Here is a 26,211-nt window from a genome sequence, read left to right as displayed (position 1 = left end):
GGCCTCGAGTCAGAGGGTGATCACTGGCAGGGAGAAGGCCCCCTGCGGGGGTTCCAACGGCTCGACGAACTCGATGCTCGCGAGGTCGGGCGCGGCCTCGAGAATCGCGTCCTCGACGGACTTCTTCATCGCCGCCGAGGTGGATGGGCAGCCGCCGCATCCTCCTCCCGCGAGGCGGAGCCTCAACGTCCCCCCCTCGATGCCCACGAGATCAAGGTCGGCGTGGGGGCCGAGCCGCGCCCGGACGCCGTCGAGCGCGATCCCCACCCGAGACTTCAGGTCGATCGGATGGAGGTCGTGCAGCAGGAGCACGCTGGCGACCAGGCCGTCGCGAGCGAGCGTGGAGACGAGTTCGTCGCCGGCGTCGCCGGATCCGGCGATCAGCTCGAGGATTCGAGCCAGGCCAGCCCCATGAAGCTCGAGGAGGGCCCCGACGAGTTCTCTCGATGCGGATCGCGCCGCGAGGTCGGGGCATCGCTCCAGGACGCCGGTCAGCACCTCGATGCGGGCCATGCTCGCCTCGAACTCGCGGCGATCGGGCATCGTCATCCCCCCATTCCCAGGACGGACTGGGCTCCGAACGCCGGCGCGTGGCGGACCTGGATCTCCTTGCCCCCGCCGAGGTACATGTGGACCCCGCACGGCATGCACGGGTCGAAGCTCCGCACCGTCCTCATGATGTCGATCCCCTTGAAGTCCTCCGGACCGTTCTCCTCGAACAGCGGGGTCCCCTGGACGGCGTCCTCGTAGGGCCCGGGCGTGCCGCAGGAGTCGCGCGGGCTGGCGTTCCAGGGGGTCGGTGGATAAGGGTGGTAGTTTGCGATCTTGCCGTCGCGGATCACCATGTGGTGCGACAGGACCCCGCGGACGGCCTCGTGGAAGCCGCAGCCGATCGCCTCGTCGGGCACCTTGAAGTCGGTCCAGGTGTCGGTCCGGCCCGCGTGGACCTCGGCGAGACCCCGCTCGACGAAGTGCAGCGCAGCGGCCGCGGCGTAGGCCTGGAAATAGCTGCGGGCGCGATTGCGCTCCAGCGTGTTGCTCCATCGGGGGATCTTCCACTCGAACTCCACCGCCGGCAGCGACGCGGATCGGGGCAGGGCGATTTTCACGCTTTTCCCGGTCGATCGGACGCCGCCGAAGTTCACCAGGCCCGCCAGGGCCGTGGTCCACAGACGCGCGAGAGGGCCGCCTCCGGTGTCGATGGCCAAGTGCTCGCCCGTCCGCCCGTCGAGCCATCGCGGCGACATCACCCAGGTGTACTTGCCGGCGAAATCGCGCCGTTGAGGGCGGGGCGTGGTGGTCTGGTTCCAGGGATGCATCTGATGGATCGGGTTGCCCAGAGGATCGTGCTTGACGAACGTCTCGCCATCTTGCCAGTCGTCGTAGAACGACGATCCGAGAAGGATGCGCAGGCCTAGGTTGATCTCGACGAGGTCGGTCGTCACGAGTTCGCCGTCGACGACCACGCCCGGGGTGACGTACATCTTGCGGCCCCAGCGCGACATGTTCTTGTAGGTGTAATCACATGCGTCGGGGTCGTTGAAGGATCCCCAGCAGCCCAGCAGCACGCGCCGACGTCCGACCTCTTCATAGCCCGGCAGCGCGTCGTAGAAGAAGTCGAACAGGTCGTCGTGGAAGGGAACGACCCGCTTCATGAAGTCGACGTACTTCATCAGCCGGACGAGGTAATCGGTGAAGAGCTGGACCGTCGCCACCGTGCCCACGCCGCCCGGATAGAGCGTCGACGGATGGACGTGCCGCCCCTCCATCAGGCAGAACATCTCGCGCGTGAGGCGGCTCATCTGCAGAGCCTCTCGATAGAACGAGCCGCTGAAGGGGTTCAGCGATCGCATGATGTCGGCGATCGTGCGGAAGCCGTGGATGCGAGCGTTCGGGGCTTCGGTGCGCTCGGCCTTCGCCAGCACCGAAGGGTTGGTCTCCTTGACCATCCGCTCGCAGTAGTCCACGCCTACGAGATTATCCTGATAGAGGTTGTGATCGAACATATACTCGGCCGCCTCGCCGAGGTTGATGATCCACTCGGCGAGCGCAGGCGGCCTCACCCCGAAGGCCATATTCTGGGCGTAGACGGCGCAGGTCGCGTGGTTGTCGCCGCAGATGCCGCAGATCCGGCTGGTGATGAAGTGGGCGTCGCGCGGGTCCTTGCCTTTCATGAAGACGCTGTACCCTCGGAAGATCGACGAAGTGCTGTGGCACTCGGCGACGCGCCTCTCGGCGAAGTCGATCTTGGTGTGGACGCCCAGGCTCCCCACGATCCGGGTGATCGGATCCCAGGACATCTCGACGAGTTTCGAGGCGGGCTCAGGCATGATCCGGGCTCTTTCCGTCGTTCGCGGGGTCGGGATTCGGCTGGTAGCCGGTCGTCAGCTCGGGCCGCCGATGCCGCCATTCCGGCTCCTGGCTCATCGAGGCCTTCGTGAAACCTCGGAGGGCGCGGATCGTCCGCCCGTACATGGCGACGGCGGTGGTCGAGAGCTTCGCCCCCGGCGGCTCGTCCATGAACGGCATGAACTTGTCGGGGAAGCCGGGCATGGTGCAGCCGATGCAGATGCCTCCCACGTTCGGGCAGCCGCCGATGCCCGACATCCAGCCTCGCTTGCCCACGTTGCAATGCACCACCGGTCCCCAGCAGCCGAGCTTCACGATGCACTGCGGCGTGCCGTAGGACGAGGCGAAGTCGGCCTGCTCGTAGTAGCCCGCCCGATCGCAGCCCTCGTGCACCGTCTGGCTGAACAACCAGCGCGGTCTCAACTGGTCGTCGAGGGGGATGGCGGGCGCGAGCCCTGAAGCCTGATACAGCAGATAGAGCAGCGTCTCCATGAAATTGTCCGGCTGCACAGGACATCCGGGGACGCAGATCACCGGCAGGCCGCCCGAGGACCGCCATCCCCACCCCAGGTAATCGGGCAGGCCCATTGCCCCGGTGGGGTTCCCGGCCATGGCGTGGATGCCCCCGTATGCGGCACAGGTGCCGGCCGCGACGACGGCCCAGGCCCTCGGCGCGAGGCGGTCGATCCACGCACAGGTCGGGATCGGCTGGCCGGTGGCGGGGTCCGTGCCGAAGGCGGCCCAGGAGCCTTCGACGTTGATCGACTCGTTGGGGATCGATCCCTCCACGACGAGCACGAAGGGATTCAGCCTTCCCTCCGCCGCGTCACGCCAGATCTTCAGGAACTCGTCGCCGTTCTCGTATGAGAGGACGGGGTTGTGGAGCCGAAGGCGCGGGATGCCGGGGATCGCACCCCCGATCAGGTCTTCCAGGCTCGGCTGGGTGGCGGCCGTGATCGACACGGTGTCGCCGTCGCAGCTCAGTCCGGCGGTGAGCCAGAGGACGTCGATCTCCTCCAGGCTCCGAGGTCCGGCGTCGGGATCCATCAGCAAATCCTCGGGAGGTGCTCGCCCGCGATCATTGCGACCATCCTCTGGCCGCCGAAGGGGGACGTCATGACCACCAGGCCTCGATGGGAGGAGACGACCTCGCCGACCACCGCCGAGTCTCGGCCCAGTGGATGCGATCGCATCGCGGCGAGCGCGCGCCCGGCCGTCTCGCGCGGGACGACGGCGATCAGCTTCCCCTCGTTGGCCACGTACATCGGATCGAGGCCGAACAGCTCGCAGGCGGCCCGGACCTCCGGGCGCACGGGAATCGCCGATTCTTCCAGCTCCACCCCGACGCCCGAGCCTTTGGCCAGCTCGTTGAGGGCGCTCGAGAGGCCGCCCCGCGTCGGGTCGCGCAAGCAACGTACGTCCGGGCATGCCTCCAGGAGCACGTCGGCCAGTCCGTTCAGGGGGGCGGTGTCGCTCTCGAGGACGGTCTCGAACTCGATCCCTTCGCGCACCGAGAGGATGGCGATGCCGTGGTCGCCCATCGTTCCCGAGACGAGGATGCGGTCACCGGGCCGGGCGTTGCGGATCGAGAGGGATCGCCCGGCCGGCACGACGCCGACGCCCGAGGTCGTGATGAAGATCCGATCCCCTTTGCCACGGTCCACCACCTTGGTGTCGCCCGTCACCATGGCGACGCCCGATTCGTCGCACGCCTCGCGCATCGACCGGACGACGCGTTTCAGGTCGGCGATCGCCAGGCCCTCTTCCAGTATGAACGCCGCCGAGAGGTAGAGGGGGCGCGCCCCACCGACGGCCAGGTCGTTGACGGTGCCGTTGACCGCCAGACGGCCGATGTCGCCGCCCGGGAAGAAGATGGGCCGGACCACGTAGGAATCCGTCGTGAAGGCGAGGCGCCGTCCGCTTGGGAACGCGACGGTCGCCTGGTCCTCCATCGCCGCGAGCACCTCGTTGTCGAAGGCCGGCAGGAATACGCGGCGCATGAGGTCGGCGGACATCATCCCGCCGCTGCCGTGACCGAGCAGGATCTGCTCGGTCTCCTCGCGGGGAGTCGGGCATCCGCTCGCGGTCGGGTCGATCGCGGCGGTCGGCGAGGCCTTTAAAATCGTCGACGGGTTCCGGCTCATCCGGCCGCCACCTTCATCCTTCCGTATTGGTAATAGGCGGCGCAGGCCCCTTCGGACGAGACCATGGTCGCCCCGAGCGGCGACGTCGGCGTACATCTCCCGCCGAATTCGGGGCACTCGTGGGGCTTCTTGAGGCCCTGCAGGATCAGGCCGCTGAGGCATGATCGCGACTCCTCCGCGCGCAACGCCCCCAGGTCGAATCGCGCCTCGGCGTCGAACCGGGCGAACTCGGATCGCAAGCGGTATCCGCTCCGGAGGATGGTCCCGATGCCTCGCCATTTCCGGTCCGTGACCTCGAAGACTTCGGCCATCAGCTCCTTCGCCCGCTCGTTCCCGCCTGGGCGTACGGCCCGGGCGTAGCGGTTTTCGACGCCGATGCGCCCTTCCTCGAGCATGCAGATGCAGTGATGAATACCGTCGAGCAGGTCGAGCGGTTCGAAGCCGGCGACCACGATCGGGATCCGGAACCGCTCGGCCAGCGTCTCGTATTCCGCGCATCCCATCACCGAGCAGACGTGGCCGGCGGCCAAAAAACCTTGCACGTGGTTGTCCGGGGATTCCAGTATCGCCGACATCGCCGGGGGGACCGTGACGTGCGAAACGAGGACCGCGAAGTTGTCGATCCCGCGCCTCGAGGCCTGTCGCACAGCCATCGCGTTCGCCGGCGCAGTCGTCTCGAATCCGACCGCGAAGAAGACCACCGTCTTTTCGGGGTTCCGCTCGGCCAGGGACAGGCAGTCGAGCGGCGAGTACACGAGCCGCACGTCTCCGCCGGACGCCTTGACCGCCAGCAGGTCCCCATGGCTCCCGGGCACGCGCAGCATGTCGCCGAACGAGCAGAAGATCACGCCCGTCCGGGACGCGATCTCGACGGCCTTGTCGATCAGCTCCACCGGCGTCACGCAGACCGGGCAGCCCGGCCCGTGGACCAGCGTGATCTCGGGCGGGAGCAGCTCGTCGATCCCGTACTTCAAGATGCTGTGCGTCTGCCCCCCGCAGATCTCCATCAGCGTCCAGGCCCGGGTGGTGGCCCTGCGGATCGAACGCAGCAACGATTTCGCCGCGGAGGGATCGCGGTATTCGTCGAGGTGGCGCATCAGTGCCTCAACTCGTCGAGGTCGTCCATCGAGGCGAGGAACTCGAACACGCGACGAGCCTCGGCCTCGTCGATCCGCGTCAGGGCGTAGCCGACGTGGACGAGCGCGTACTCCCCCACCGCGACCTCCGGGATGTGTTCCAGGCAGACGCGCTTGCTCACGCCCCCGAAGTCGACCTTGCCCATCAACACGTCGTGTTCGCGGTAAATGCTCGTGACCCTACCGGGTATCGCCAGGCACATCGCCTCCCCCCTTCGCTCGTGTGGTCGCGGCGATCGCCAACTGGCCGAGGCATAGGCCTCCGTCGTTGGGGGGGACCCGCCGGTGCCGATGGACGACGAAACCCTCGCGCTCGAGGCGGCCGATCGTCTCGTCCAGGAGGAGGCTGTTCATGAAGACGCCGCCGCTCAGGGCGACCACTTCCAGGCCCCTATTCGCCCGGATCCGGCCGCAGACCTCGGCGATCATCTCGACCATGGTCGTATGGAATCGCCTGCCGATGCGGCCCGGCTCGACGTCTCGTCGAACGTCCGAGGCGACTGCGGAGATCAGAGGCCTCGTATCGATCGTCAGCGGCGAATCACCGACGACCTCGAAGGGATAGAAATCGTCGACCGTGAGCTCCGCCGAGGCCCACTCCAGCTCCATCGCCGCCTGCCCCTCGTGGCGGACGCGTTGTCGCAGGCCGGCCAGGGCCGCGACCGCGTCGAAGAGTCGGCCGGCGCTCGACGTGAGCGGGGAATTGATCCTTCTTTCGAGCATGGCCGCGACGATCCCGCGTTCCTCGAGCTCGACGCGACTCGAGATCAGGCCCGGGCCCTCTCCCGCGTCCTCGAGATGCGCCAGGGCCATGCGCCATGGCTCGCGGATCGCGCGGCTCCCCCCGGGCATCGGCACGTAGCGGAGATGCGCGGCGCGGCGGAACCCTTCGTAGGTCGACTCGAGGAACTCACCGCCCCAGATCGCGCCGTCGGGGCCGAGGCCGGAGCCGTCGAAGGCCACGCCGAGGACCGGCCCGTCCAGTCCGTTCTCGGCCATGCAGCTCGCCACGTGGGCGTGGTGATGCTGGACCGCGAGGGTGGGGAGACCCCGGCGATCGGCGTAGAGATTCGACGCGTAATCCGGGTGGAGGTCGCGGACCATCAGCTCCGGCTCGATCTCAAACAAGCGTTCGAAGTGTCCGACGGCCGCCTCGAACGAGCGATAGGATGCGAAGTCGTCAAGTCCTCCCAGGTGGTGGCTCAGCACGGCTCGGCGACCCTTCGCGAGCGCGAATACCGCCTTCTGCTGCCCTCCCAACGCGAGGATTGGGACCGGGCAGTCGTGGGGCAGCCGCACCGATCCCGGAACATGTCCTCGCGACCTTCTCAGGAGGACCTCGCCTCCGGCCACGATGCGGGAGACCGAATCGTCGCAACGAACGGCGATCGGCCGATCGTGGGACAGGATGAAGTCGGCGATGCCCGTCAGGCGGCGTCTCGCATCCTCATCATCGAAGGCGATCGGCTCGTCGGCGAGGTTCCCGCTGGTCAGGACGAGCGGCGACCCCCCCATGCCCCGGATCAGGAGGTGATGGAGGGGCGTGTAGGGTAGCATCACGCCCAACGTCGGCGCGCCGGCCGCGACCCCATAGGCCAGGTCGTCGTCGCGACGCCTGCGTAGGAGGACGATCGGCCGCCCCGGCGAGGCGAGGAGGGCGGCTTCATCGCTCGAGACTTCGCACCACAGCGACGCGGCGTCGAGGTCCGCGACCAGGATCGCCATCGGCTTCTCGTCCCTCATTTTGCGGCGACGCAACTCCTCCACGGCCGAGCGAGCCCGCGCGTCGCAGGCCAGGTGGTATCCGCCGACGCCCTTCACCGCGCCGATCCGGCCGGCCAGGAATGCGGCGACGGCGTCGTCGAGCGGATCGCCCGAACCGGCCCCTTCGCCCTCCCATCGGAGTCGGGGCCCGCAGCCAGGGCAGCAGTTAGGCTGTGCGTGGAAGCGGCGGTCTCGCGGATCGTCGTATTCGGCGCGGCACGCCGAACACATCGCGAATCGAGCCATCGTGGTCGATGCGCGATCGTAAGGCGCGGCCTCGATGACCGTCCATCGAGGGCCGCAGCTCGTGCAGTTGATGAAAGGGTGGAGGTGTCGGCGGTCGTCCGGGTCGAACAACTCGGCCAGGCAGTCCATGCAGGTGGCGACGTCCGGGGGGAATTCCATCGCGTCGCCCCCCCCCCTCTCGCTGGCTTCGATGACGAACGTGCCGACGCCGTCGCGTCGCGGAGTCGTGGCCTCCCTCCGGATCTCGTCGATCCGCGACAGTGGTGGGGAGTCGGTCGAAAGCCGGCGGAAGAATCGCCCAAGCGAGCGATCGTCTCCCTCGACGTCGATCAAGACGTCGCTCGCGGAGTTGCGGACGGAACCCGTCAGGCCCAGTCGACCGGCGAGCCCGTGCACGAAGGGGCGGAAGCCCACCCCTTGCACGACCCCACGAACCTGGACCGAATAGCGGCCGGTCACGGTGCCTCTCCCTTCTTTCCCTGGAGACCAAGCGTCGATGCCGGACGGCGGACGCGTTCGCCCTCCCTGGCGATCGACTCGCTGTACTCTACGATGTCCCACCCCGGTCGTGCTGATACTTCTCGCCGCGAATCCGGATTCCTCGGCGATCCCGATTGATATCACGGAAATCAAATAGACGATTTGTGCTGATGTCGGCCGATCACCGCCACCAAGGATGTCCCGCCGTTCGCCGCCGAGGAGCCTCGGACCCTGAGCTACAACGAATCGAGGTCGTCCTGCCAGGCATTCCGGTCCGCGTGGTGGCGCACCCGACGATGGTCGCCATCTGGTGGACGCCGCGAGATGGATCGCGAAACTCGGCGAGCCGCGGCGCGACAAGACGGAGCGACTCGGCCGCTGGTACTGCGCCTGGACTCGGCTCAAGTCCCGTGCTTCGACGGGCCCGGCCCCCGGCCGCGACTCAGTACGAGGATCCGGTGCGGCCGGCCATCGATCTCACCCTCATCAACGCCCAGCCGACGGCGGCCCTCCGGGCCGACGCGCTGATCGACGGCTGCCGGCGTCCCACGGCGAGGGATACGACGCCCGGTCGATCGTCGAGGCGGTCGAGTCCCCCCATCGCCGAGGCGGCGGCCCCGACCATCGACGATCGCAAGTTCCATAGGGCGCGCGCCCGGATCGCTGCTCAAGCCGAAGCATGGCCGGGCGGCCCTGGTGCAATGTCTAATTATGCCGACGTGTGGATTCTATAATAGTGAATTCGCGGCGGCTCAAGCCGCCCCGATTCGCTGATCGCCGCCCCCACGACCGAGATCCCCAGCGGAGCAATCTGCGTCGTTCTCGAAGTCGGCGAAGATCCGTTCGAAGCGATGGGAGCTGCGCAGGAAGAGGCGGAGGAGGTGGGGGTCGAAGCTGCCGTCGGCCGGGTTGGACATGGCCCGGACCACCTCGTCGTGCGGCATCGCGGCCTTGTACACCCGTCGCGAACGGAGGGCGTCGTACACGTCGCAAATCGCGACGACGCGTGCGGCCAACGGGATCTGCCCCGCCGCTAAACGGTCGGGATACCCGCTGCCGTCGAACCGTTCGTGATGGTGCCGGGCGATGTCCATCCCCATCGCCAAGAGATCCACCGCGAACCCGCTTCGGTCGAGCAAGCTTTTCAGGGCCTCGTATCCGATGAGCGTGTGGGTTTCCATAACGCGCCGTTCGTCCTGGTCGAGCCGGCCCGGATTCCGCAGGATGTGGTCGGGAAGCCCGACCTTTCCGATGTCGTGCAACGGGGCGCAGCATCCCAGGAGGTCGATGAAGGCCTGGTCGATCGGGCCGTCGCCGACCCCCGGCGTCTCGGCCAGTTCTTCGGCCAGGCAGACGCTGTAGTGGCGTAGGCGGAGGAGGTGAGAGCCCGTTTCGAGGTCGCGACATTCGGCCAGCTTTGCCAGCCCTCGGACCAGCGTTTCGCGGGCCTCGTCGACGTTCAGATTCCTCGCGCGACCCCCCGCCGCCTGCTCGAGGCCGCGATTGACCAATTGGAGTTCGGAATTAAGGCGATCGGCGCAATCCTGCTGTCCCTTGCGACGCAGGGCGGCCTTCACCCGCTGCTGAAGTTGGATCGCGGTGAACGGCTTGCCGAGGTAATCGTCGGCGCCGGCGGAGAGCATCAGGGCCATCTCGTCGGGCGTCGCACGACCGGACACCATGATGATCTTCAAATGGGACGACGGATCGGCGACGCGCAGACGGCGGCAGACCTCCGGCCCCTTCAATCGCGGCATGTCGACGTCGAGGATCACCGCGTCGTAGGAACAGGTCGTGGCGGCCTTCAAGGCCTGCAACCCGTCTACGGCCTCGTCGCAGGCGATCCCGTCGGCCTCCAGGAGGAATCGACACGCCGTCCGGACGTTAGGCTCATCGTCGGTGATGAGGACACGCGCATCGGTCCAATCCTCGGGTGGAGAGCAGCGCGTTCGGGGCGGTCCCTCGGAGGCGGAATCCATGTCAGAACCTCGCTGCTTCGCGGTGGCGGTTACTTTGGCCGAAGGGAACCAGGCGGCGTCGCCCGGTGATGGGCGAGAGATGCGCCCCCTCCAACCTTAATCCTAGGTCACGATGGCGTCGTCGACTCCGCGAGCGGCGATACCTGAGCCCCGCAGGTCGGTAGATAGATCGTGAACTGAGTCCCCTTGCCGACTTCGGAACGGACCTCCATGAACCCTCCCAAAGCCTTGACGATGCCGGCCGACGTGGAGAGCCCCAGGCCTGTTCCCTTTCCGACTTCTTTGGTGGTGAAAAACGGGTCGAAGATCTTCTCGAGTATCTCGGGCGGGATACCTGATCCGTCGTCAGCGACCCGCACGACCACGTGAGGGCCGAGACGGACGTCGGTCCGGCTGGTCGGAGACCCGGGGGCCAGGACCACGTTCTCCGCATCGATCGCGAGAATCCCTCCATCGGCCATCGCGTCCGAAGCGTTCACGCAGAGGTTCATTAATACTTGATGGATCTTGGTCGCGTCGCCCAGCACGATCCAGGGTTCTTCGGGCATCGAGACGACCACGACTATCGACTTCGGGACCGTCGAATTGAGCAGCCTGCCGAGGTCGCGGATCAGGTCGCCGATCGAGACCGGGACCCGCTCCCCTTCCACGCCGCGGGCGAAGGTGAGCACCTGCCTCACCAGGTCGGCGCCTCGTTCGACGTTCGACCGAAGCATTTCGAGCACCGCATCGCGACGATCGTCGGCCAGGGGCAACCTGAGCAGGTCCACCGCGATCAGGAGGGGTGTCAGAAGATTGTTCAGGTCGTGGGCGATCCCCCCAGCGAGGGTTCCGATGCTCTCCATCCGCTGCGAGCGGAGGAGGCGCGCCTGGAGCTCCTTCTGCTCGGTGACGTCCGTGCTGATGATCAGGACCGACTTGGGCGCCCCCCGATCGTCGCGGACCATGGTCCAGCGACTGGCGATGATCAATCGTCGGCCGACTCGATCCGTGACGGAGAGCTCGCCGGCCCACTCGCCGTGATCGGCCACCGATCGCGCCGCCTCGTCGACACCCGCCTCGACGTTCGGAAAGAGGACTTCGCGAAAGTCTCGCCCGACGGCCTCCGCTCGTGGTCGCAGGAACAAGACCTCGGCCCCGCGATTCCAGAAGAGGATCCGGCCCTCTAGGTCGTGGACCAAGATGGCGTCGGACGCCTCGTCGATCAGGGTCGCTTGCTCCCTGACTTGAGCCTCGGCACGCGCACGCTCGGCCATCTCGGCCCGGAGCGAGTCGTTGATCCGCACCAATTGAGCCGTCCGCTCGCGGACGCTCTCTTCCAGCGCCTCATGCGACTGGACCAGCGTTGCCTCGGCCTTCTTATGCGTGGTGATGTCGAAGGCGATACCGTGAAGGAAGAGCGGCCGTCCCTCCTCGTCTCGCACCACCCTGGCCTCGCCCGCCACCCATACGATGGCGCCTGTCCGCGAGAGGAAGCGATATTCCGCGCGGAACGGCTGGCCCGTGGAACAAGTGAGCGCGAAGCCCTCCTGCCATCGGTCGCGATCGTCTGGATGGAGTTGCTGGTACCAGAGGACCGGATTCGCAAGCCATTCCTGCTGCGTGAAACCCAGCATCGACTCGATCTGTGGGCTTACGTAGAGTTCGTTGTCGCTGCCGTCGAGCGATGCCATGAAAGTCACGGCCGGGATTTGCTCGACCAGCGTCCGATAGCGGAGTTCGGCGTTCCGCGGCGTGAGCCTAGCCATCGGCTCGCCGGCGACGCCGCTCAGGAGCGACGCGGTCAACGCCTCACGCACGTCGATGATCGGCGGCCCTATCTCGCTCATAGCCCGCAAGAGCGACTCAGCTCCTGCGACGTCGTCGTCATGAAAAGGTGCGCCCATCCCTCCATCCTTCACACATCGGACTCTAGGTGCCGCGATCAGGCCCCTGCAGCCGGCCTGCCGACTCTTGCCCGTAGATTCACTCCTTGACCTCCGGCGTTCTCGCCGAGCCGGGCACGACGCTGATTATTCATCAGGCGACTTCTTCAAGCCCTTGACCATCAACGCCGTATCCGGGACGCCTACAAGCTCCGTCAGCCGGCTCCTGGCAGGAACCGGCTCTGCACCCTCTCCGTCCACCAGCTCCCCTAGCTCGTTGCCGGCGGCTGCGCCCAGCGATTCTCCGCCTGCGCGCTCAATTGGTCGCCATGGACGAGCTCCGTGGAAATCCGCGTTCCCTTCCAAACGAGAGTTCCTCTACCAGGGGGCTTCCTCGCCCAAGGAACAACCTTGACGTTCGTGCACTCTGGTGGAATTAAGCCTAATTGTCAAGCGAGCCGCACGAATGTCACCCGATACGATAACCGTTGAATGAAGGCCCGAACGGCTGGCCTGCGACGAGGGCTGATCTCGCAGTCCGGCCGTCCGCCTCGGAGGCTCGCTCACCCGAAACGCATCATCGTCGATCTCGGGCTTCGACGGAGAAAGCCAATCTGCGGGTCTCGGGATCTCGTCTGGGCCGGCCCCAGGCCCGCCTCCGTGGGCCCGCGACGAGGGCTCGCCGGCCTCTGAAGGTATCGAATGCCGAGGCGATCCACGCGGGCCGTCCGCCGGAGGTTCACGCCTCGGCAAGGGGAGTCGACCCTTTGGACCAACCCGGACTCGCGCGACTCGTCGCGCCCTTCAGATCGCCCCGTCCGCCTCACTCCTTCGGCACGAGCTTCAGGATCGCGGCCCGATCGACGGCGACGCCGCCGTGGAAGACCTTCGCGATCGCCCGCGTGTTCGCGATCCGGTCGAGCGGATCCGCGTCCAGGAGGATCAGGTCGGCGGCCTTGCCCGGCTCGACGGAGCCGAGTCGATGGGCCTGGCCCAGCGCCTCGGCGTTGTTCAGCGTGGCGCAGCGGATCGCCGCGGCGGGCGGGAGGCCCGACTCGACGAGCAGCTCCAGCTCCTGATGGAGCGACCGGCCCGGCGGGCAGTACGGCTCGGGGGCGTCGGTCCCCGCCAGGAGCGTGACCCCGGCGCGATGCAGGACGCCGGTCAGCTCCCGGTACTTCGCGAACTCCCCGCGGCGTGCGAGGAGCGTCTCGGGGCGGAGGCCGATCCGCTTCACGTCCTCCTCCCAGAACCGGAGCAGTCGCGCCGGCGCGACTGCGTTGTCGGGGTGGTCGCGGACCTCCGGGCGGTCGTTGAGCAGGAGCATGTTGCGGAACACGACGAGCGTCGGGTCGACCGTCGTCCCGCGCCGGGCCAGCTCCGCGATCAGCGCCTTCGCCGTCGGGTTGTGGAGGTCGAGGGTCGAGCGGGAGTCCGGCCGGCTCCGCTCCTCGGGCGGGATGATGAAGTCCCAGACCCCCCAGATGTGTTCGAGCCCGTCGATCCCGTCGGCGACGGCGTCCTGCGCCGAATACGCGCCCAGGTGGCCGATGACCTTCAGGCCGCGCCTGTGGCCCTCGGCGATCACGAGGCGGCCGATCGGCCTCGGCGTCCCGACGTAGATCTTGAGCGACGTCACGCCCCACGCCGCCACGTCCTCGACGAACCCGGGCACCTTCGCGGGGTCGGTCAAGGCCCGGCCGAAGATCATCGCGGGCGACTCGTAGTCGTGGAACGGAGGGTCCTTGTCGATCAGGGGGCTGCAGGTGAAGACGCGGGGGCAGCTCTCGGGATGCGCGGCCGCGAACCGGGCGACCAGGGTCTCGGGCACGACCTCGTCGCCGACGTCGCGGACGGACGTCACGCCCGCGGCCAGGAACAGCGGCAGGACCTCGTCGCCCGTGACGTGGGCCGAGGCCAGGACCTGCACCAGGTGGACGTGGGCGTCGATGAGGCCGGGGATCAGGTACTTCCCCCGGGCCTCGATCGTCGAAGCCCCCGCCGGCTCCTCGACCGGCGCCTCGGGCGTGCCGATCGCTCGGATCAGTCCGCCGGCGAGCACCACGGTGCGCCGCGGGAGCATCATGCCCTTGGCGACGTCCAGGACCGAGCAGTCTCGGACGACGACCGGCCCCGGGCCCTCCGCGGCCCATGTCCGCCCGACGAGTGCGAGCCCGAGTGCGACGAAGGCGATCAGCTGTTTCATCGGACGATTCCCTTGCGGATGACACGGCCTCGAGGAGCGGATCGCCGCCGAGATGACCCACGGGGGCGGGAGCGACGTCGGCGTTACGCAGGCGAGTCGTCGCCCGTCCTCGTCGTCGCGGCCTCGGGATCGGGGCGACGACCGGTCGGATTTCCAGAGGCGCCACTGTAGCACGGGCGCTCGAATGAGTCCGGGCGTCCGAGGAGGATCCATGGGCGATGCATCCGGGCGTCGGCTCCGCGAGACGCCCCAAGCCCGGTGCCTGATGATCGACTCGACGGTCGTCCGGGCCCTCGGCGCGCCGCCGGGGCGCGGCGCGAAGAGGGGCCGCCGCGACGCGGGCCCCGGGCCCCGGGTCGGTCGCGGGGCGGCTTCTCGAAGGTGATCGCCGTCAACCGCGACGAGGACGGCGTCGTGGCCCTCGACGTCGCCGAGGGCCAGAGGAACGACGCCCCGCTGGCGGAGGCCGTCCTGATCGGGGCCCGCGACGCGGTCGGCGTCGTCCGCGAGGTCCTGGGCGACAAGGGGTCCGACTCCGACGCGGTCAGCGACGTGATCCTGGACGACCTCGACGCCCTGCCGGTGGTCCCGAACCGGAGCAACCGCAAGGAGCCCTGGCCCTGGGACGACGAGATGCGCGAGATCTACAAGCAGCGCAACCGAGTCGGGCGGGCCTTCTCGAAGGCGAAGCAGTTCCGCCGCTTCGCCACGAGGTATGAGAGGCTGAAGGACGTCTACCTCGGCGTCGCCCGGCTCGTTTTCGGCTTCATCCACGTCCGGAAGCTCGCCCAATCCGTCAACACGCCGTAGTACAGGAAGCTCCACTCCCAGTTCGAATTCAGCACGCCCAGGAACTCTTTCAGGGCGTCCCGACGGGATGTGAGATCGTGTGGAGAATGAGCCGGCGTGAAGAATCGACGGTACTGAGGCGCCTCACCGACATCGCGTGCAGGCTCGGTCGGCGGGCTTCGGGAGGATCTCCTCCCGCTCGTCCCAGCGCCTCGCGACGACAGGCCCGCGATCCGGGTCGGGGTCGACGGGCCGATCGTCGCCGCCGAGGTCGCGTCAGGATTGGACTCGAATCGGACTCAAGCCCGTGACGCCGGCGCCGCCGGGTACGTTTGGAAGCGACTATGGGGGCGAGAGTCCCCGGAGGCCCGCCCGGACGGCTCGCCTGGGTCGACGCGCCCGCCGACGACGCGCGGGAAGGCCGCCACGACCTGGGGATCCAGGTGCGTCCCCGCGAGCGATCGGATGTGTCCGAGGGCGCGGTCTGGCGGCCAGGCCTCTCGATAGGGACGATCGTGGGTCAGGGCGTCGTAGACGTCCACGGCGGCGAAGATCCGCGCCGCCAGGGGGATCTGAAGCTCCCGGAGCCCCCGCGGGTAACCGGCGCCGTCCCAACGCTCGTGGTGGCCGTACGGGATGTCGAGCGCCCGCCCCAGGAACGCGATCGGCCGGAGCATCTCGTAGGCGTAGGTCGGGTGACGCTTCATGATCTCCCACTCGGCCTCGTCCAGGGGGACGGGCTTCAGGAGGATCCGGTCGGGGACGCCCATCTTGCCGATGTCGTGCAGCAGCGCCCCGCGGCGGACGTGGACCAGCTCCTCGTCCGACATCCCGAGGGCCCGGGCCAGTCGGACGGTCAGCTCGGTGACGCGACGGCTGTGTCCTTCGGTCTCGTGGTCGCGCAGGTCCAGGGCGAGCGCCCATCCCACGATCGTCTGGTCGTAAGCCGACTCCGCCCAGTCGCGACTCCGCTGCAGGCTCTCCACCAGGCGGGCGTTGTCCAGGGCGACCGCGGCCTGGGCGGCCAGGCCGCAGACCAGGCGTTCGGCCCGCTCGCCGAACGCCGAGGGGAGGTCGTGGGCCAGGACGATCTCCCCGAGGACCGCGCCGCTGCGGGCCTTGACCGGGACCACCAGGAGGCTGGCGGGCGGCGGGCCGCCGAGGAAATCGAGCCCCGCGGCCAGGTCGCGGAATCGCGCGTCGGCGTCGACGTCGTCCACGCGGATGGGCTCCGGCCCGCACATCGCAGGGTGCAACGGCCCGGGACGCCGGCGGGCCTGGGGGGGCGCATTTTCGCTGTGGAAGGGCGGCCATAAGGCGGTCGGATCGGCATCGTTCCCGTCGTCGAACAACGGGACGAAGGAGCCTGATCGGGCCCCGGAAAGCAGGATCGCCGCGTCGCAGATCGACCCTGCGAGCCTCGCCGGATCGTATTCTCCCAACAGGGCGAGGCCCAACCGATTGATCGTGTCGACGGCCTCGGCCTGCTCGCGCAGGGCCGCTTCCAGCGCCAGCCGCTCCCTGATGTCTCGGCCGACGCCGGCCAGCCCGACCACGCGACCCGCGTCGTCCCGCAGCGGGGCGCTGACGAAATGATAGGGGGCCGTCGCCTCATTCCGACCGACCAGCGTCGCATCGACCGCCGCTCGGCCCTGCAACCCCTCGAGCGCGATCCCCTCGGCGATCCTCGCGCCGACGTCATGCCGGAAGAAGTCGGCGGCCGGTCGACCCCGGAGCTCTTCCGGCGTCCATCCGGTGGCGCGTTCCAGGCTGAGGTTCCAGCTCGCGAGTCGGCCGTCGCGGTCGAGGACGTAGAGGATGTCGGGGATCGCGTCCATCATCTGCTGGCGCTCGCGGGCGGCGGCTCGAAGCTCCTCCTCGACCCGCTTGCGGGCGGTGACGTCCTCGCCGATGAAGCCGAACCGAGGTCGCCCCGACGGAAGGCCGGCGATCGGGGCGAGCGTGGCGCTGAAGGATCTCGGGCCCGACGGGGCCTCGTGGGCGAGCTCGTAGGTCGCCGGCCGGCCGGTTTCCAGGCATTCGCGATACCGACCGATCCAGAGGTCGATCTCCGCCCGCGGGTAGCCCAGCTGGCCCATGGTGTGGTCGAGGATCTCCGCCTCGGGGCGTCCCATGAGGACGATCGCCGCCGGATTGGCCGAGAGGATCCTGACGTCGTCGTCGAGCAGCTCGGTCACGAACAGGCACGCCGGCGCGCCGTCGAAGAAATTGAGCAGGGTGGACTCTCGCTCGCGCCAGAGCTCCTCGGTCCGGACCTGATCGGTGATGTCGGTGACGAAGCCGACGAGCTGCGTGACCTTCCCGGATCCATCCTTGATGCATCGGCCCTCGTCCCGGACGACGAGTCGGCGACCGTCCTTATGGAGCATCCGGTATTGATGGCGGTAGGGCTTGCCGGTCGTCGGGATCGACAAGGCCCGGGCCATGAACCCGGCCCGGTCGTCGGGATGGATCAGCCCGACCCAGCACCCGAGGCCCCCGACCAATTCGTCGGTGCGGTAGCCGAGCACCTCCTCGCAGTTCGGGCCGAGCTTCAGGATCCGATCGATCTCCGCGTCCCAGAAGTAGAAGACCTGGCCGGTGGCCCGGATGGCCGTCTCGTAGCGGCTCGCGAGTTCGGCGCCCGTCGGCTCGGCAGGGGGAAGCCCTCGAATCGGCCCCGCGACGCTCGAAGGCCGGCGTCCCTCCTCGGCCGGCGGAGGCCGAATCGGGAGGACTGCGTCGCGCACGCCCTCTCCGAGGCCCCGCCGAAGAGCATCCTTCGATCGACGGTGGACGTTCATCGGCTTGGATCGCTCCTTCGCGACTGGGCTCTTCCCGCGGCCTGGCTCCACGGCCCCGGGGCGGCCGTCGGTGGCGAAAGGGGCGTTCCAAGCGAACATCCTTGCTTCCCTCATCAACACTAGGTCATCGCCGGCGGCCGCGCGCCCTCTCGCATCAACAGGGAGCCGAAGTCGACGGCGAGGAGCTGGGAGGCGCCGCGATCGCCGACGATTATCCGTCGGGCCGGACCTAGAGTTTTCACGAGGCGTGGTCGTTCGAGTTCCGACCTCCAGGGTGGACGAGGCGGCTTTTCCTACGGGATGGATGGGATATGAGCATCAACGACCCTGCAGCGCCTCCGGCCGACACGTCGCCGAGGACCGATGCGCCTCCTCGGCCGAGGGGGCGTCCCGACGTACCTGGGCTCGGTCCTCGCGGGAGATCGGATCCGGGCGGCGGCTTTCGGGTCGCGCCTTCGGAGACGGGCGGCTTCTCGGTCCCGGGGCGCGTCCAAGCCGGTGCGTCCAGGCTCCGCACCGATCGACCTGCCGAGAAGCCGCCCGGCGAGGCGCCCGCCGCCGGCCCCGGGGCGGCCCCGTCGAGGTCGATCGAAGGAGACTACATCGAGGTCGAAATCCTCTACGAGAGCGACCGCACCCGCGTCGCCCGCCTGAGGCCGACGGCCGGGGGGGCGAGCCTGATCTGCAAGCGGCCGCTGGGCCCGCGTTCGATGGCGAGACGCTCCCACGAAGTGGAAATCCTCGATCGACTGACCGGCGTCGAAGGGGTGCCGCGGCTGGCCGTTTCCGTCGAGATCCCCCACGCGATCGCCATGGTCGACGTCGGCGGGACGTCGCTCTCCGATGCGCCGCGTCGCGGTCCGATGGCCGGTCCCGGGCTGCTGCGGATCGCCTTCCGGCTGGCGGAGATCCTGGCCGCGGTCCACCGCCGCGGCGTGGTCCACAAGGACGTGAACCCGAGCAACATCCTCATCACCCCGGGGGCGGACGGCGAGCCGGTCCTGATCGACTTCGAGCTCGCCACCACCAGCGTCGAGGAGAGGCCGGGGTTCGGCCACCATCGCGAGATCGTCGGGACCCTCGCCTACATCGCCCCGGAGCAGACCGGCCGGACGGGCCGCCCGTTGGACAGGAGGGCCGACCTCTACTCCCTCGGCGCCACGCTCTACGAGCTGGCCGTCGGCCGGCCCCCTTTCGACGACGACGACCCGCTCACGCTGGTCCACGACCACCTGGCGCGGATCCCGACCCCGCCGGCGGAGCGACGCCTGGAGATCTCGCCGACCTTCTCGGCGATCGTCATGCGCCTGCTCGAGAAAGAGCCGGACCACCGCTATCAGAGCGCGGAAGGGCTGGCCCACGACCTGTCCCGGCTGATCGAGGCGGAGGCGAGGGGGGATCGCACGCCCTTCCAGCTGGGCGGGCGCGACTTCCCGTCGCGGCTCACGCCCCCCTCGCGGCTGTTCGGCCGCGACGCGCCCGTCGCCGCGTTGCGGACGGCCCTCGGGGAGGCGATCGAGGGCCGAGGCCGCGGCGTCTTCGTCCTGGGCGCGCCCGGCGTCGGCAAGACGGCGGTCGTCGACGAGCTGAGGCCGATGGTGACCGGCCGGCGGGGCTGGTTCGCGGCGGGGAAGTACGACCAATATCGCCTCGATTCGAGCCCCGGGGCCCTCGTCCAGGCGCTGGGGGCGCTGGGCCGCCTGCTCCTCGCCGAGCCGGAGTCGGACCTCGTCCCCCAGCGGGAAGCCCTCCGTCGCGCCCTGGGGCCTAACGCCGGCCTGATCGCGGACCTGGTCCCCGAGTTCGCGGTGCTGCTGGGCCCGACGCCGCCGGCGACGACCGTGGACCCCGTCGAGGCCGCGGCCCGCCTCCGCCTGACGGTGGTGGAGCTGCTGCGGGCCGTCGCCTCGCCGGCCCGGCCGCTGGTCCTGGTGCTCGACGACCTCCAGTGGGCGGGGCCTTCCTCGATGGGGTTCCTCGACGCGTTGCTGACCGACCGCGGGCTGCCCGGGCTGTTGCTGGTCGGCGCCTATCGCGATGCGGAGGTGGAGGAAGTCCACCCCCTCTCCTTGATGCTGTCGCGACTGGTCCGACTCGACATGGCCCCCGCGCGGATCCGCCTCCTCGGCCTGCCGACCGGCGAGCTCGGCTCCTTACTCGGCGAGATGCTCCACCTGGGCCGCCCGCGGGCGGATCGGCTGGCGGCCTTGATCGGCGGGCGCACCGGGGGCAACCCCTACGATTCCGTCGAGCTCGTCGACGCCCTCAGGCAGGACGGGGCCCTCGCCCTGGGGCCGGCGGGCTGGAGTTGGGACCCGGCGACGATTCGCCGCTTCGTGGGCCGCGGCGAGGTGGCGGACCTGCTGGCCGCCCGCATCGCCAGGCTGCCCGGAGCGTCCCGGGACCTGCTGGGGATCATGGCCTGCCTCGGGGGCGAGGTGGAAGCTTCCTTGCTGAAGGCCGTCGGCGGGCCCTCCCCGGCTTCGTTGGCGGAGCGGCTCCGGCCCGCCCTCGACGACGGCTTGCTGGTAGGAGTCCAGTCGGGTCCGGAGGTCGCAGGGCGCGAGTCGACGTACCGCTTCCGACACGACCGGGTCCAGCAGGCCGCCTACGGCGGCCTGCTGGACCCGGACGCCCGGGCGGGCCTGCACCTCGTGCTCGCCCGTCGGCTGGCGGCCCTGCCGGGCCGGCGCGCCGAGGCGGCGGGACAGTACCTCCACGCGGTCGGGCCGACGACGGACCCGGCGGAGCGACGCGCGGCGGCCGGGCTCTTCCTCGAGGCCGCATCGCTCGCACGCCGGTCGGCGGACGACGCGACGGCGGAGCGCTATCTCGTCGCGGCGACGGCCTCGACCGGCGAGGGCTCGCCGGACGACCCCCTGGGGGCGGCCGTCGAGGTCGAGCTGCACGCCGTCCTGTACGCCCTCGGCCGTCACGAGGAGGCCGACCGCGTCTATGACGCGATCGAGCGGCGTAGTCGAGACCCGCTGGAGATCGTCGGGTCGGTCCACGTCCAGATCGACTGCCTGTCCACCCGGGGGAAGCAGCGCGAGGCCCTGGAGCTCGGGCTCCGGTTCGTGCGGCGGCTCGGAATGCCGACGGCCGTCCGGGCGTCGGGCTCGCGCATGGACGAAAGGCTCGACGAGCTGAAACGTTGGATCGACGACGCGGCCCGGCGCGACGAGGCGCTGCGACCGGAGCCGGCCGACCCGAGGGTCCTGGGTGCCGCCCTGATACTGAACCGGCTCCTGCCGCCGGCCTTCTTCAGCGACCCGACCCTCTTCGCCGAGCTGTTCTTCGCATGCCACGGCCTGTGGATCGAGCACGGCCCCTGCGCCCCGCTGGCGGCCTGCCTCGGCTCGACGGCGCTGGTCACGATCCCGTCGCGGCAGGACTACCGGACCGGCTACGAGGCGGCCCGGTTCGCCCTCGCGGTGGCCGAGGCCCGCGGGTATGAGCCGGAGGCCTCGCTGGTCCGCCACTGCTTCGCCCTCTTCGCCCTGCACTGGTTCGAGCCGCTCGAGAACGGCCTCCGCCACTCGGAACTCGCGTACGAGGGGCTGATCCGGGGCGGCGACCTGCAGTTCGCCTGCTTCACCCACTACGTCGACCTCGCGGCCCGGCTCGAGCTGGATCCCACGCTCGAAGGTTGCGAGGCCGAGGTCGCCAAGGCCTTGGCCTTCGCGCTCCGGGCCGGCAACGAGCACGCACACGGCGCCTACCTCGTCTACCGCCAGCTCCTGCGGGCCCTGCGCGGAGAGACGGACTCTCTCGGGGGCTTCGAGGACGCCGACTTCGACGCCGACGCCTTCCTGGCGGGCCGGGGCGACAATCCGATGGCGGCCGCCTACTATCACATCCATCGCGCGCTGGCGGCGGCCGTCCACGACGACGCGCCGGCGCTGCTCCGCCACTCGGCCGCCGCGATGCCCCTGCTCCCGTACATCCAGGGGTTCTACCCGACGGCCCTGGCGCACCTCCTGCGCTCGCTCGCCCTGGCGGAGTGCGTCCGCTCGGGGCCGCCGCTCGAGCGTGGGGCGGCGCTCCTGGAGCTGGACGCCGGCCTGTCGTGGATCTCCCTGCGGGCTCAGGACGCGCCGGAGAACTTCGCCCATTTGAGGGGGCTGGTCGAGGCCGAGCGGGCGTGGGCGGTGGGCGACTCGTGGGGGGCGGCGACCGCGTTCGACTCCGCCCTCCGCGAGGCCGAGGCGCGACGACGCCCCTGGCACCGGGCCCTGATCGCCGAGCGGGCTGCGCGGTTCCACCTGGCGCACGGGCTGCATCGCTCCGGCCGCGAGCTGCTCTCCCGGGCCCGGGGCCACTACGAGGCTTGGGGGGCGGCCGCCAAGGTGCGGGAGCTCGAGCGCGATCATCCCTTCGTGCGGGCCGCCGTCGCCGCCAGGCCGTCGCCGAGCAGCAGCGGCCTCACCTCCTCGGCGATCGACGTGGTGGCCGTGCTGCGGGCGTCCCAGGCCTTGAGCTCGGAGACCGACCTCGAGCGTCTGGAAGCCCGCATCGGCGACGTGCTCGGCGCGATGACGGGGGCGACCAGGGTGCTGCTCGTGATCCGCGACGGGGCCTCGCCAGGCTGGCGGCTCTCCGCGACGTCGGCGCGGTCCGACGCGCCGGTCGCCGTCGAGGAAGCCGGCCGGCGAGGCCTGATGCCCCTGTCGGCCTTCCTCTATGCCGAACGAACCCGCGAGCCGCTCCTCGTGGAGGACGCGCGTCGCGACGACCGCTTCGCGCAGGACCCCTACCTCGCCGGCCTCGAGCACTGCTCGCTGCTGGTCGCGCCGATCCTGGACAGGGGCGTCCTCCGCGCCGTGCTGATCCTGGAGAACCGGCACAGCCGCGGCGTCTTCTCGGCGGAGCGGATCGGCGCGGTCGCCCTGCTGGGCGGCCAGCTCGCCATCTCGCTGGACAATGCGTCGCTCTACGCCTCGCTCGAGCGTCGGGTGGCCGCGCGGACCGAGGAGCTGGCGGCGGCGAACCGGCGGTTGGAGGCCTTGAGCGTCACCGACCCGCTCACGGGGCTCGCCAACCGCCGCCGCTTCGACGAGGCTCTCGGAGCGGAGTGGCTGCGGGCCGTGCGGACCGGGCGCCCGATCGCGATGGCGATGGTCGACGTCGACCGGTTCAAGCTCTACAACGACCGCTACGGCCACCTCGCGGGCGACGAGTGCCTCAGGAGCATCGCGTCGGCGCTGCGTGGGAGCGTCCGGCAGGGAGTCGACCTCGTGGCGCGTTACGGCGGCGAGGAGTTCGCGGTCATCCTCCCGGGGGCCTCCCTCGAGACGGCGGCCGACGTGGCCGGTCGCGCCTGCGCCGCGGTGCTCGCCTTAAACATCCGCCACGAGACGGCGAGCCTCGGGATCGTGACGGCGAGCGTCGGGGTCGCCGCGGGCGCACCCTCGGACGGGGAGTTCGTCGAGGACTGCCTGGGGCGCGCCGACCTCGCTCTCTACGAGGCCAAGGGCCGTGGCCGCAACCAGGTGGCCTGCGCCCCGGGCCGCGGAGCTCGCCCCGGCCCGTAGGCGCGCCGGGCGGCCCCCGCACCGGGCTCCTCGGGCCGTCGAGCCCGACGCGCCGACCGACGGTGCAGCCGCCCCGGCCTTACACCCTGCTCGATCCAGGGCCTCCATCGCGCGAGGGGCGAGGCGCGGAGCGTCGGCCGGCCGAGATCGATGCGATGGACGAAGCCGACCGTGGACTTCCAGGCGATCGCCGGGCCCGTCGCGACCCGCCGTGCTTTCAGGCCGGTGCCATCGGGGCGAAAATGCAAGGGGCCGTACGGGCCGCGTGCCCCCAGGACCGTCATCGGCACGACGGACTCCAACCCCTGCCGGCCGTGGAATGCGATCGAGCGGCGTCGACGGCTAAAAGGAGGTCGGCGTCCCCGGCCACGGCCGAAGCCGTGGCCGGGGATGAGCACCTGGCCTCACCGGCGCGTGGGTCGATGCCGAATCTGCCCGTTGGCGACGCAGGCGGACGCGAGGGCCGCGGCGGCCAGCAGGAAGACGGCCCAGCTCCCGGTCGCCCCGCCCGCGATCGCGGCCATGAGCAGGCAGCCGTTGGTGTAGGCGACGTTCAGCTTGTTCCTGGCGTTCAAGGGCGGACACCTCCGGGATTGGATCTAGCTCGCGTCTCTGCGAGAGGGCGGGCCTGAAAGACGATGGGAGGCGGAGGCCCCCCGCGCTCGACGCAGGGGTGGCGCCTGCGGTAAACGGCCCGCAGACGGATGACGACGATCAAGGGCGGCTCCATAATTCGGGTCGGTTCGATATCGATGCGGCACGACGACGCGCCGCAGGCGCCGTCCGCGATCGTCTATGCCGAGTGGACGCGGCGGTGCGGCCGGGTTCCGAGTCCGGGTCCCGCGGCGAAGAGTTCGGCGGCCGCGTATTCGAACTCGACGTCGCAGCGGCCGCAGCCGGCCAGGGCGGGCGGGCCGCAGGGGGCGGACGGCAGGGGGACGTCGGCGCCGCAAAACGGGCAGCGGACGGCCAGGTGGAGGTTCTCGGCCTCCAGCTCGTCGCGACGGCCGGGGCGGGCCTGGAAGCCGAGGCGGCGGATCACGGACAGCGGATCGCCGGTGCGGCGGGCGACGGATCGTTCGAGCCGGGACGGGGTCACGGGATGCTCCTCTCGGGCGTGGGGCGGCCGGGGCCGTCCGGCACGCCCGGCGGCCTCGTAGCCGCTCAGGGCGACGGGGGCGGGCGTTGTAACGGTCCGCGCCGAGTTCGCGCGGCGTGTCGAGGGCGGGGACTAAGGACACGGCGCGAGGCGGTGCACCTCAAGCCAGGCCGCCTCGGCCTCCAGGGCCTCGCCGCGGCGGGCGAACGGGCCGAGCGCGGGGCCGCCGACGGGGGCGAGGTCGGCCGTCCAGCGGCCCTCGGCGTCGGGCTCGACGCGGCTGGCGCGAAGGATGGCGGGGCGGCCCAGGGAGGCCAGGTCGATCGTCTCGGAGTACACGGCCCGCACGACGCCGCGGGGGTCGACGACCAGCTGCATCAGGCGCCTCCCGGGGCGGCCGCCTGGCGGAGGATGCGGCGGCGGGGGCGATCCACGAGCATGCCGTCCAGGGCTGACTGGACCTGGGACAGCTGTCGGGCGACGCGGGCCCGCAGGTCCGGGCCCTCGCGCAGGTCCCGGGCCGCCACGCCCCGGACCGCGTCCCGCGCCCGCTCGACCAGCTCGTCGAGCTGGGCGTCGCCGCGGACGTTCAGGGCCTTGAAGCGGTCGAAGAACCCGCACAAGTTGTCGACCGCCGAGTCGCGGAAGACCTTGGGCCGGCCGTCGTCGCCGACGCCGTCGAGCCGCTCGGCGAGTCGCTCGACCAGGCGGGCGAACTCCTCGGCGAACGCCCGCTCGGCCAGCTCGACCGCCTCCTCGAACCGCGACTCCATCCGCGCCCGCTCGCGCTCGAACAGGGCCGGGCTGAGCCGCGACAGATACTTTGGCGGCTCGACCGACGGGAAGTCGCACGAGACCGCGAACAGGCCGACGAGCGTCGACGGGTAGTCGGCCGGGTCGTACAGGCTCCCCAGGCGATCGGCGGCGGCCCCCCGCAGGTCACCGTAGCGGCGGTCGAGCTCGGCGACCGCGTCGTCCAGCTCCCGCTGGAAGTCGACGATCCGGCGGGCGAAGTCGTCGACCTGGTTTTTACGGATGAGGCGCACGCCGGGCTCGGGGAAGGGCAGCGAGGACTCGCGCCAGTACGACCGGATCCGGCCCCGGACGGCGGTGACGGCGCGGAAGGCCGGGTGGCCGACGTCGAGCAGCCGCTTGCCGGCGCTGAGGCAGGAGCCCTCGGCGTCGAAGGCCTCGGCGGCCCGGTCGCGCTGCGGGGCGGTGAGGGCCTTGCGGGTCCCCAGCCAGGTGAACGCGACGCGGGCGGCGGCCGTCTCGGCGCGCAGCCGTCGGGCCGGGTCGGCGAAGTCGTCAGGAGGGCCGGCGGGCGGCCCGTCGATGCGGTCGAGCAAGGTGGTCATCGTGGCTCCGGTGAGGAAGAAGGAATGGAGGAATGCAAAGGCGCCGATCAGTTGTCCGACGGCGCGCCCCGGCGGACCTCGCGGCGGGGCCCGTCGAGCGGCGAGCCGCCGCGCGTGTAGACGCCGGGCCGGTCGGCGGCCAGTCAGCGGCCCGAGGCCCACGACCGCAGCCGCTCGACCGACTCGCCGGCCGTCACGGCCACGGGCAAGACGTTGAGAGCCGCCTCGACCAGCGGGACGTCGAGCAGGGCCGCGAGCCTGCAGCACGCCCGGATCTCGGCGCCCGTCCAGTCGGCGTCGCTGGGCCGACGCTGGGCGGGATCGAGTCCGAACCGCTCGGAGTGCATCCGCCAGATCAGCTCCCGCTCGCGGGAGTCGGGCAGGTCGATGAAGTAGACCGCGTCGAGTGGGGTAGGCGGCCAGCGAGTTGGCCTCGCGGCCACTTTTCCAACCGCCCC

18 protein-coding genes are annotated in these 26,211 nt (G+C 70.1%); 2 read left to right on the top strand and 16 right to left on the bottom strand.

Annotated features, from left to right (window positions below):
• Positions 1-9 precede the first annotated feature (9 nt).
• The 10 genes from PZE19_RS16760 to PZE19_RS16715 all read right to left on the bottom strand — a co-directional run bounded on the left by PZE19_RS16760 (position 10) and on the right by PZE19_RS16715 (position 14,169).
• A complete protein-coding gene (locus PZE19_RS16760) occupies positions 10-549 on the bottom strand; it encodes a NifU family protein (RefSeq protein ID WP_277861780.1) in 540 nt (179 codons plus the stop codon).
• Positions 546-2,330 carry a nickel-dependent hydrogenase large subunit gene (locus tag PZE19_RS16755; RefSeq protein WP_277861779.1) on the bottom strand — a complete coding sequence of 595 codons (1,785 nt, stop codon included), beginning with the start codon at positions 2,328-2,330 and terminating at the stop codon, positions 546-548. Before PZE19_RS16755 ends, PZE19_RS16760 begins: the two co-directional genes overlap by 4 nt.
• Positions 2,323-3,396 (bottom strand): NADH-quinone oxidoreductase subunit B family protein, encoded by a 1,074-nt coding sequence (locus tag PZE19_RS16750; protein ID WP_277861778.1) that lies wholly within the window; start codon positions 3,394-3,396, stop codon positions 2,323-2,325. Before PZE19_RS16750 ends, PZE19_RS16755 begins: the two co-directional genes overlap by 8 nt.
• The gene (gene hypE / locus PZE19_RS16745; RefSeq protein ID WP_438269993.1) at positions 3,396-4,493 is read right to left on the bottom strand and encodes a hydrogenase expression/formation protein HypE; all 1,098 of its coding nucleotides are present in this window, start codon (positions 4,491-4,493) and stop codon (positions 3,396-3,398) included. The genes PZE19_RS16750 and hypE overlap by 1 nt, the downstream gene beginning before the upstream one ends.
• Positions 4,490-5,590 (bottom strand): hydrogenase formation protein HypD, encoded by a 1,101-nt coding sequence (hypD, locus tag PZE19_RS16740; protein ID WP_277861776.1) that lies wholly within the window; start codon positions 5,588-5,590, stop codon positions 4,490-4,492. The genes hypE and hypD overlap by 4 nt, the downstream gene beginning before the upstream one ends.
• On the bottom strand, positions 5,590-5,775 hold the full coding sequence (locus PZE19_RS16735) for a HypC/HybG/HupF family hydrogenase formation chaperone (protein ID WP_277861775.1): 186 nt from the start codon (positions 5,773-5,775) through the stop codon (positions 5,590-5,592). Before PZE19_RS16735 ends, hypD begins: the two co-directional genes overlap by 1 nt.
• A gap of 34 nt (positions 5,776-5,809) precedes the next feature.
• A complete protein-coding gene (hypF, locus tag PZE19_RS16730; protein WP_277864361.1) occupies positions 5,810-8,263 on the bottom strand; it encodes a carbamoyltransferase HypF in 2,454 nt (817 codons plus the stop codon).
• Positions 8,264-8,871: 608 nt separating this feature from the next.
• Complete coding sequence (locus PZE19_RS16725) at positions 8,872-10,098, bottom strand: response regulator (protein WP_277861774.1); 1,227 nt, start codon at positions 10,096-10,098, stop codon at positions 8,872-8,874.
• Between the two features lie 107 nt (positions 10,099-10,205).
• Positions 10,206-11,984 (bottom strand): PAS domain-containing sensor histidine kinase, encoded by a 1,779-nt coding sequence (locus PZE19_RS16720; RefSeq protein ID WP_277861773.1) that lies wholly within the window; start codon positions 11,982-11,984, stop codon positions 10,206-10,208.
• Between the two features lie 802 nt (positions 11,985-12,786).
• Entirely contained in the window at positions 12,787-14,169 is a 1,383-nt protein-coding gene (locus PZE19_RS16715) for an amidohydrolase family protein (RefSeq protein WP_277861772.1), read from the bottom strand.
• A gap of 258 nt (positions 14,170-14,427) precedes the next feature.
• Here PZE19_RS16715 and PZE19_RS16710 point away from each other — a divergent pair, with 258 nt between their 5' ends.
• On the top strand, positions 14,428-14,979 hold the full coding sequence (locus PZE19_RS16710; RefSeq protein ID WP_277861771.1) for a transposase: 552 nt from the start codon (positions 14,428-14,430) through the stop codon (positions 14,977-14,979).
• Between the two features lie 278 nt (positions 14,980-15,257).
• On the opposite strand, the gene PZE19_RS16705 is transcribed toward PZE19_RS16710, so the two are convergent.
• The gene (locus PZE19_RS16705) at positions 15,258-17,708 is read right to left on the bottom strand and encodes an HD domain-containing phosphohydrolase (protein WP_277861770.1); all 2,451 of its coding nucleotides are present in this window, start codon (positions 17,706-17,708) and stop codon (positions 15,258-15,260) included.
• Between the two features lie 764 nt (positions 17,709-18,472).
• On the opposite strand from PZE19_RS16705, the gene PZE19_RS16700 reads away from it, so the two are divergent.
• Entirely contained in the window at positions 18,473-23,296 is a 4,824-nt protein-coding gene (locus tag PZE19_RS16700) for a diguanylate cyclase (RefSeq protein ID WP_277861769.1), read from the top strand.
• 404 nt (positions 23,297-23,700) lie between these two features.
• On the opposite strand, the gene PZE19_RS16695 is transcribed toward PZE19_RS16700, so the two are convergent.
• From PZE19_RS16695 to PZE19_RS16675, 5 genes are all read right to left on the bottom strand, one after another.
• A complete protein-coding gene (locus PZE19_RS16695; RefSeq protein WP_277861768.1) occupies positions 23,701-23,871 on the bottom strand; it encodes a hypothetical protein in 171 nt (56 codons plus the stop codon).
• Positions 23,872-24,089: 218 nt separating this feature from the next.
• Positions 24,090-24,395: a hypothetical protein gene (locus PZE19_RS16690; protein ID WP_277861767.1), complete on the bottom strand. Its 306-nt coding sequence runs from the start codon at positions 24,393-24,395 to the stop codon at positions 24,090-24,092.
• Between the two features lie 132 nt (positions 24,396-24,527).
• Positions 24,528-24,773, bottom strand: a complete 246-nt coding sequence (locus PZE19_RS16685; protein WP_277861766.1) for a hypothetical protein — start codon at positions 24,771-24,773, stop codon at positions 24,528-24,530.
• The gene (locus PZE19_RS16680; RefSeq protein ID WP_277861765.1) at positions 24,773-25,753 is read right to left on the bottom strand and encodes a hypothetical protein; all 981 of its coding nucleotides are present in this window, start codon (positions 25,751-25,753) and stop codon (positions 24,773-24,775) included. The genes PZE19_RS16685 and PZE19_RS16680 overlap by 1 nt, the downstream gene beginning before the upstream one ends.
• Before the next feature lie 143 nt (positions 25,754-25,896).
• Positions 25,897-26,196, bottom strand: a complete 300-nt coding sequence (locus tag PZE19_RS16675) for a hypothetical protein (protein ID WP_277861764.1) — start codon at positions 26,194-26,196, stop codon at positions 25,897-25,899.
• Positions 26,197-26,211 lie beyond the last annotated feature (15 nt).

It is taken from the genome of Paludisphaera mucosa (assembly GCF_029589435.1).
Classification (GTDB): Bacteria; Planctomycetota; Planctomycetia; order Isosphaerales; family Isosphaeraceae; genus Paludisphaera; species Paludisphaera mucosa.
This window is presented reverse-complemented; position numbering and strand designations above follow the sequence as displayed.

Coding starts and splice junctions, on each gene's coding strand:
- PZE19_RS16760 (WP_277861780.1), bottom strand. CDS start 549: ATGACGATGCCCGATCGCCGCGAGTTCGAGGCGAGCATGGCCCGCATC.
- PZE19_RS16755 (WP_277861779.1), bottom strand. CDS start 2,330: ATGCCTGAGCCCGCCTCGAAACTCGTCGAGATGTCCTGGGATCCGATC.
- PZE19_RS16750 (WP_277861778.1), bottom strand. CDS start 3,396: ATGGATCCCGACGCCGGACCTCGGAGCCTGGAGGAGATCGACGTCCTC.
- hypE (WP_438269993.1), bottom strand. CDS start 4,493: ATGAGCCGGAACCCGTCGACGATTTTAAAGGCCTCGCCGACCGCCGCG.
- hypD (WP_277861776.1), bottom strand. CDS start 5,590: ATGCGCCACCTCGACGAATACCGCGATCCCTCCGCGGCGAAATCGTTG.
- PZE19_RS16735 (WP_277861775.1), bottom strand. CDS start 5,775: ATGGGCAAGGTCGACTTCGGGGGCGTGAGCAAGCGCGTCTGCCTGGAA.
- PZE19_RS16725 (WP_277861774.1), bottom strand. CDS start 10,098: ATGGATTCCGCCTCCGAGGGACCGCCCCGAACGCGCTGCTCTCCACCC.
- PZE19_RS16720 (WP_277861773.1), bottom strand. CDS start 11,984: ATGGGCGCACCTTTTCATGACGACGACGTCGCAGGAGCTGAGTCGCTC.
- PZE19_RS16715 (WP_277861772.1), bottom strand. CDS start 14,169: ATGAAACAGCTGATCGCCTTCGTCGCACTCGGGCTCGCACTCGTCGGG.
- PZE19_RS16700 (WP_277861769.1), top strand. CDS start 18,473: ATGGCGAGACGCTCCCACGAAGTGGAAATCCTCGATCGACTGACCGGC.
- PZE19_RS16685 (WP_277861766.1), bottom strand. CDS start 24,773: ATGCAGCTGGTCGTCGACCCCCGCGGCGTCGTGCGGGCCGTGTACTCC.
- PZE19_RS16680 (WP_277861765.1), bottom strand. CDS start 25,753: ATGACCACCTTGCTCGACCGCATCGACGGGCCGCCCGCCGGCCCTCCT.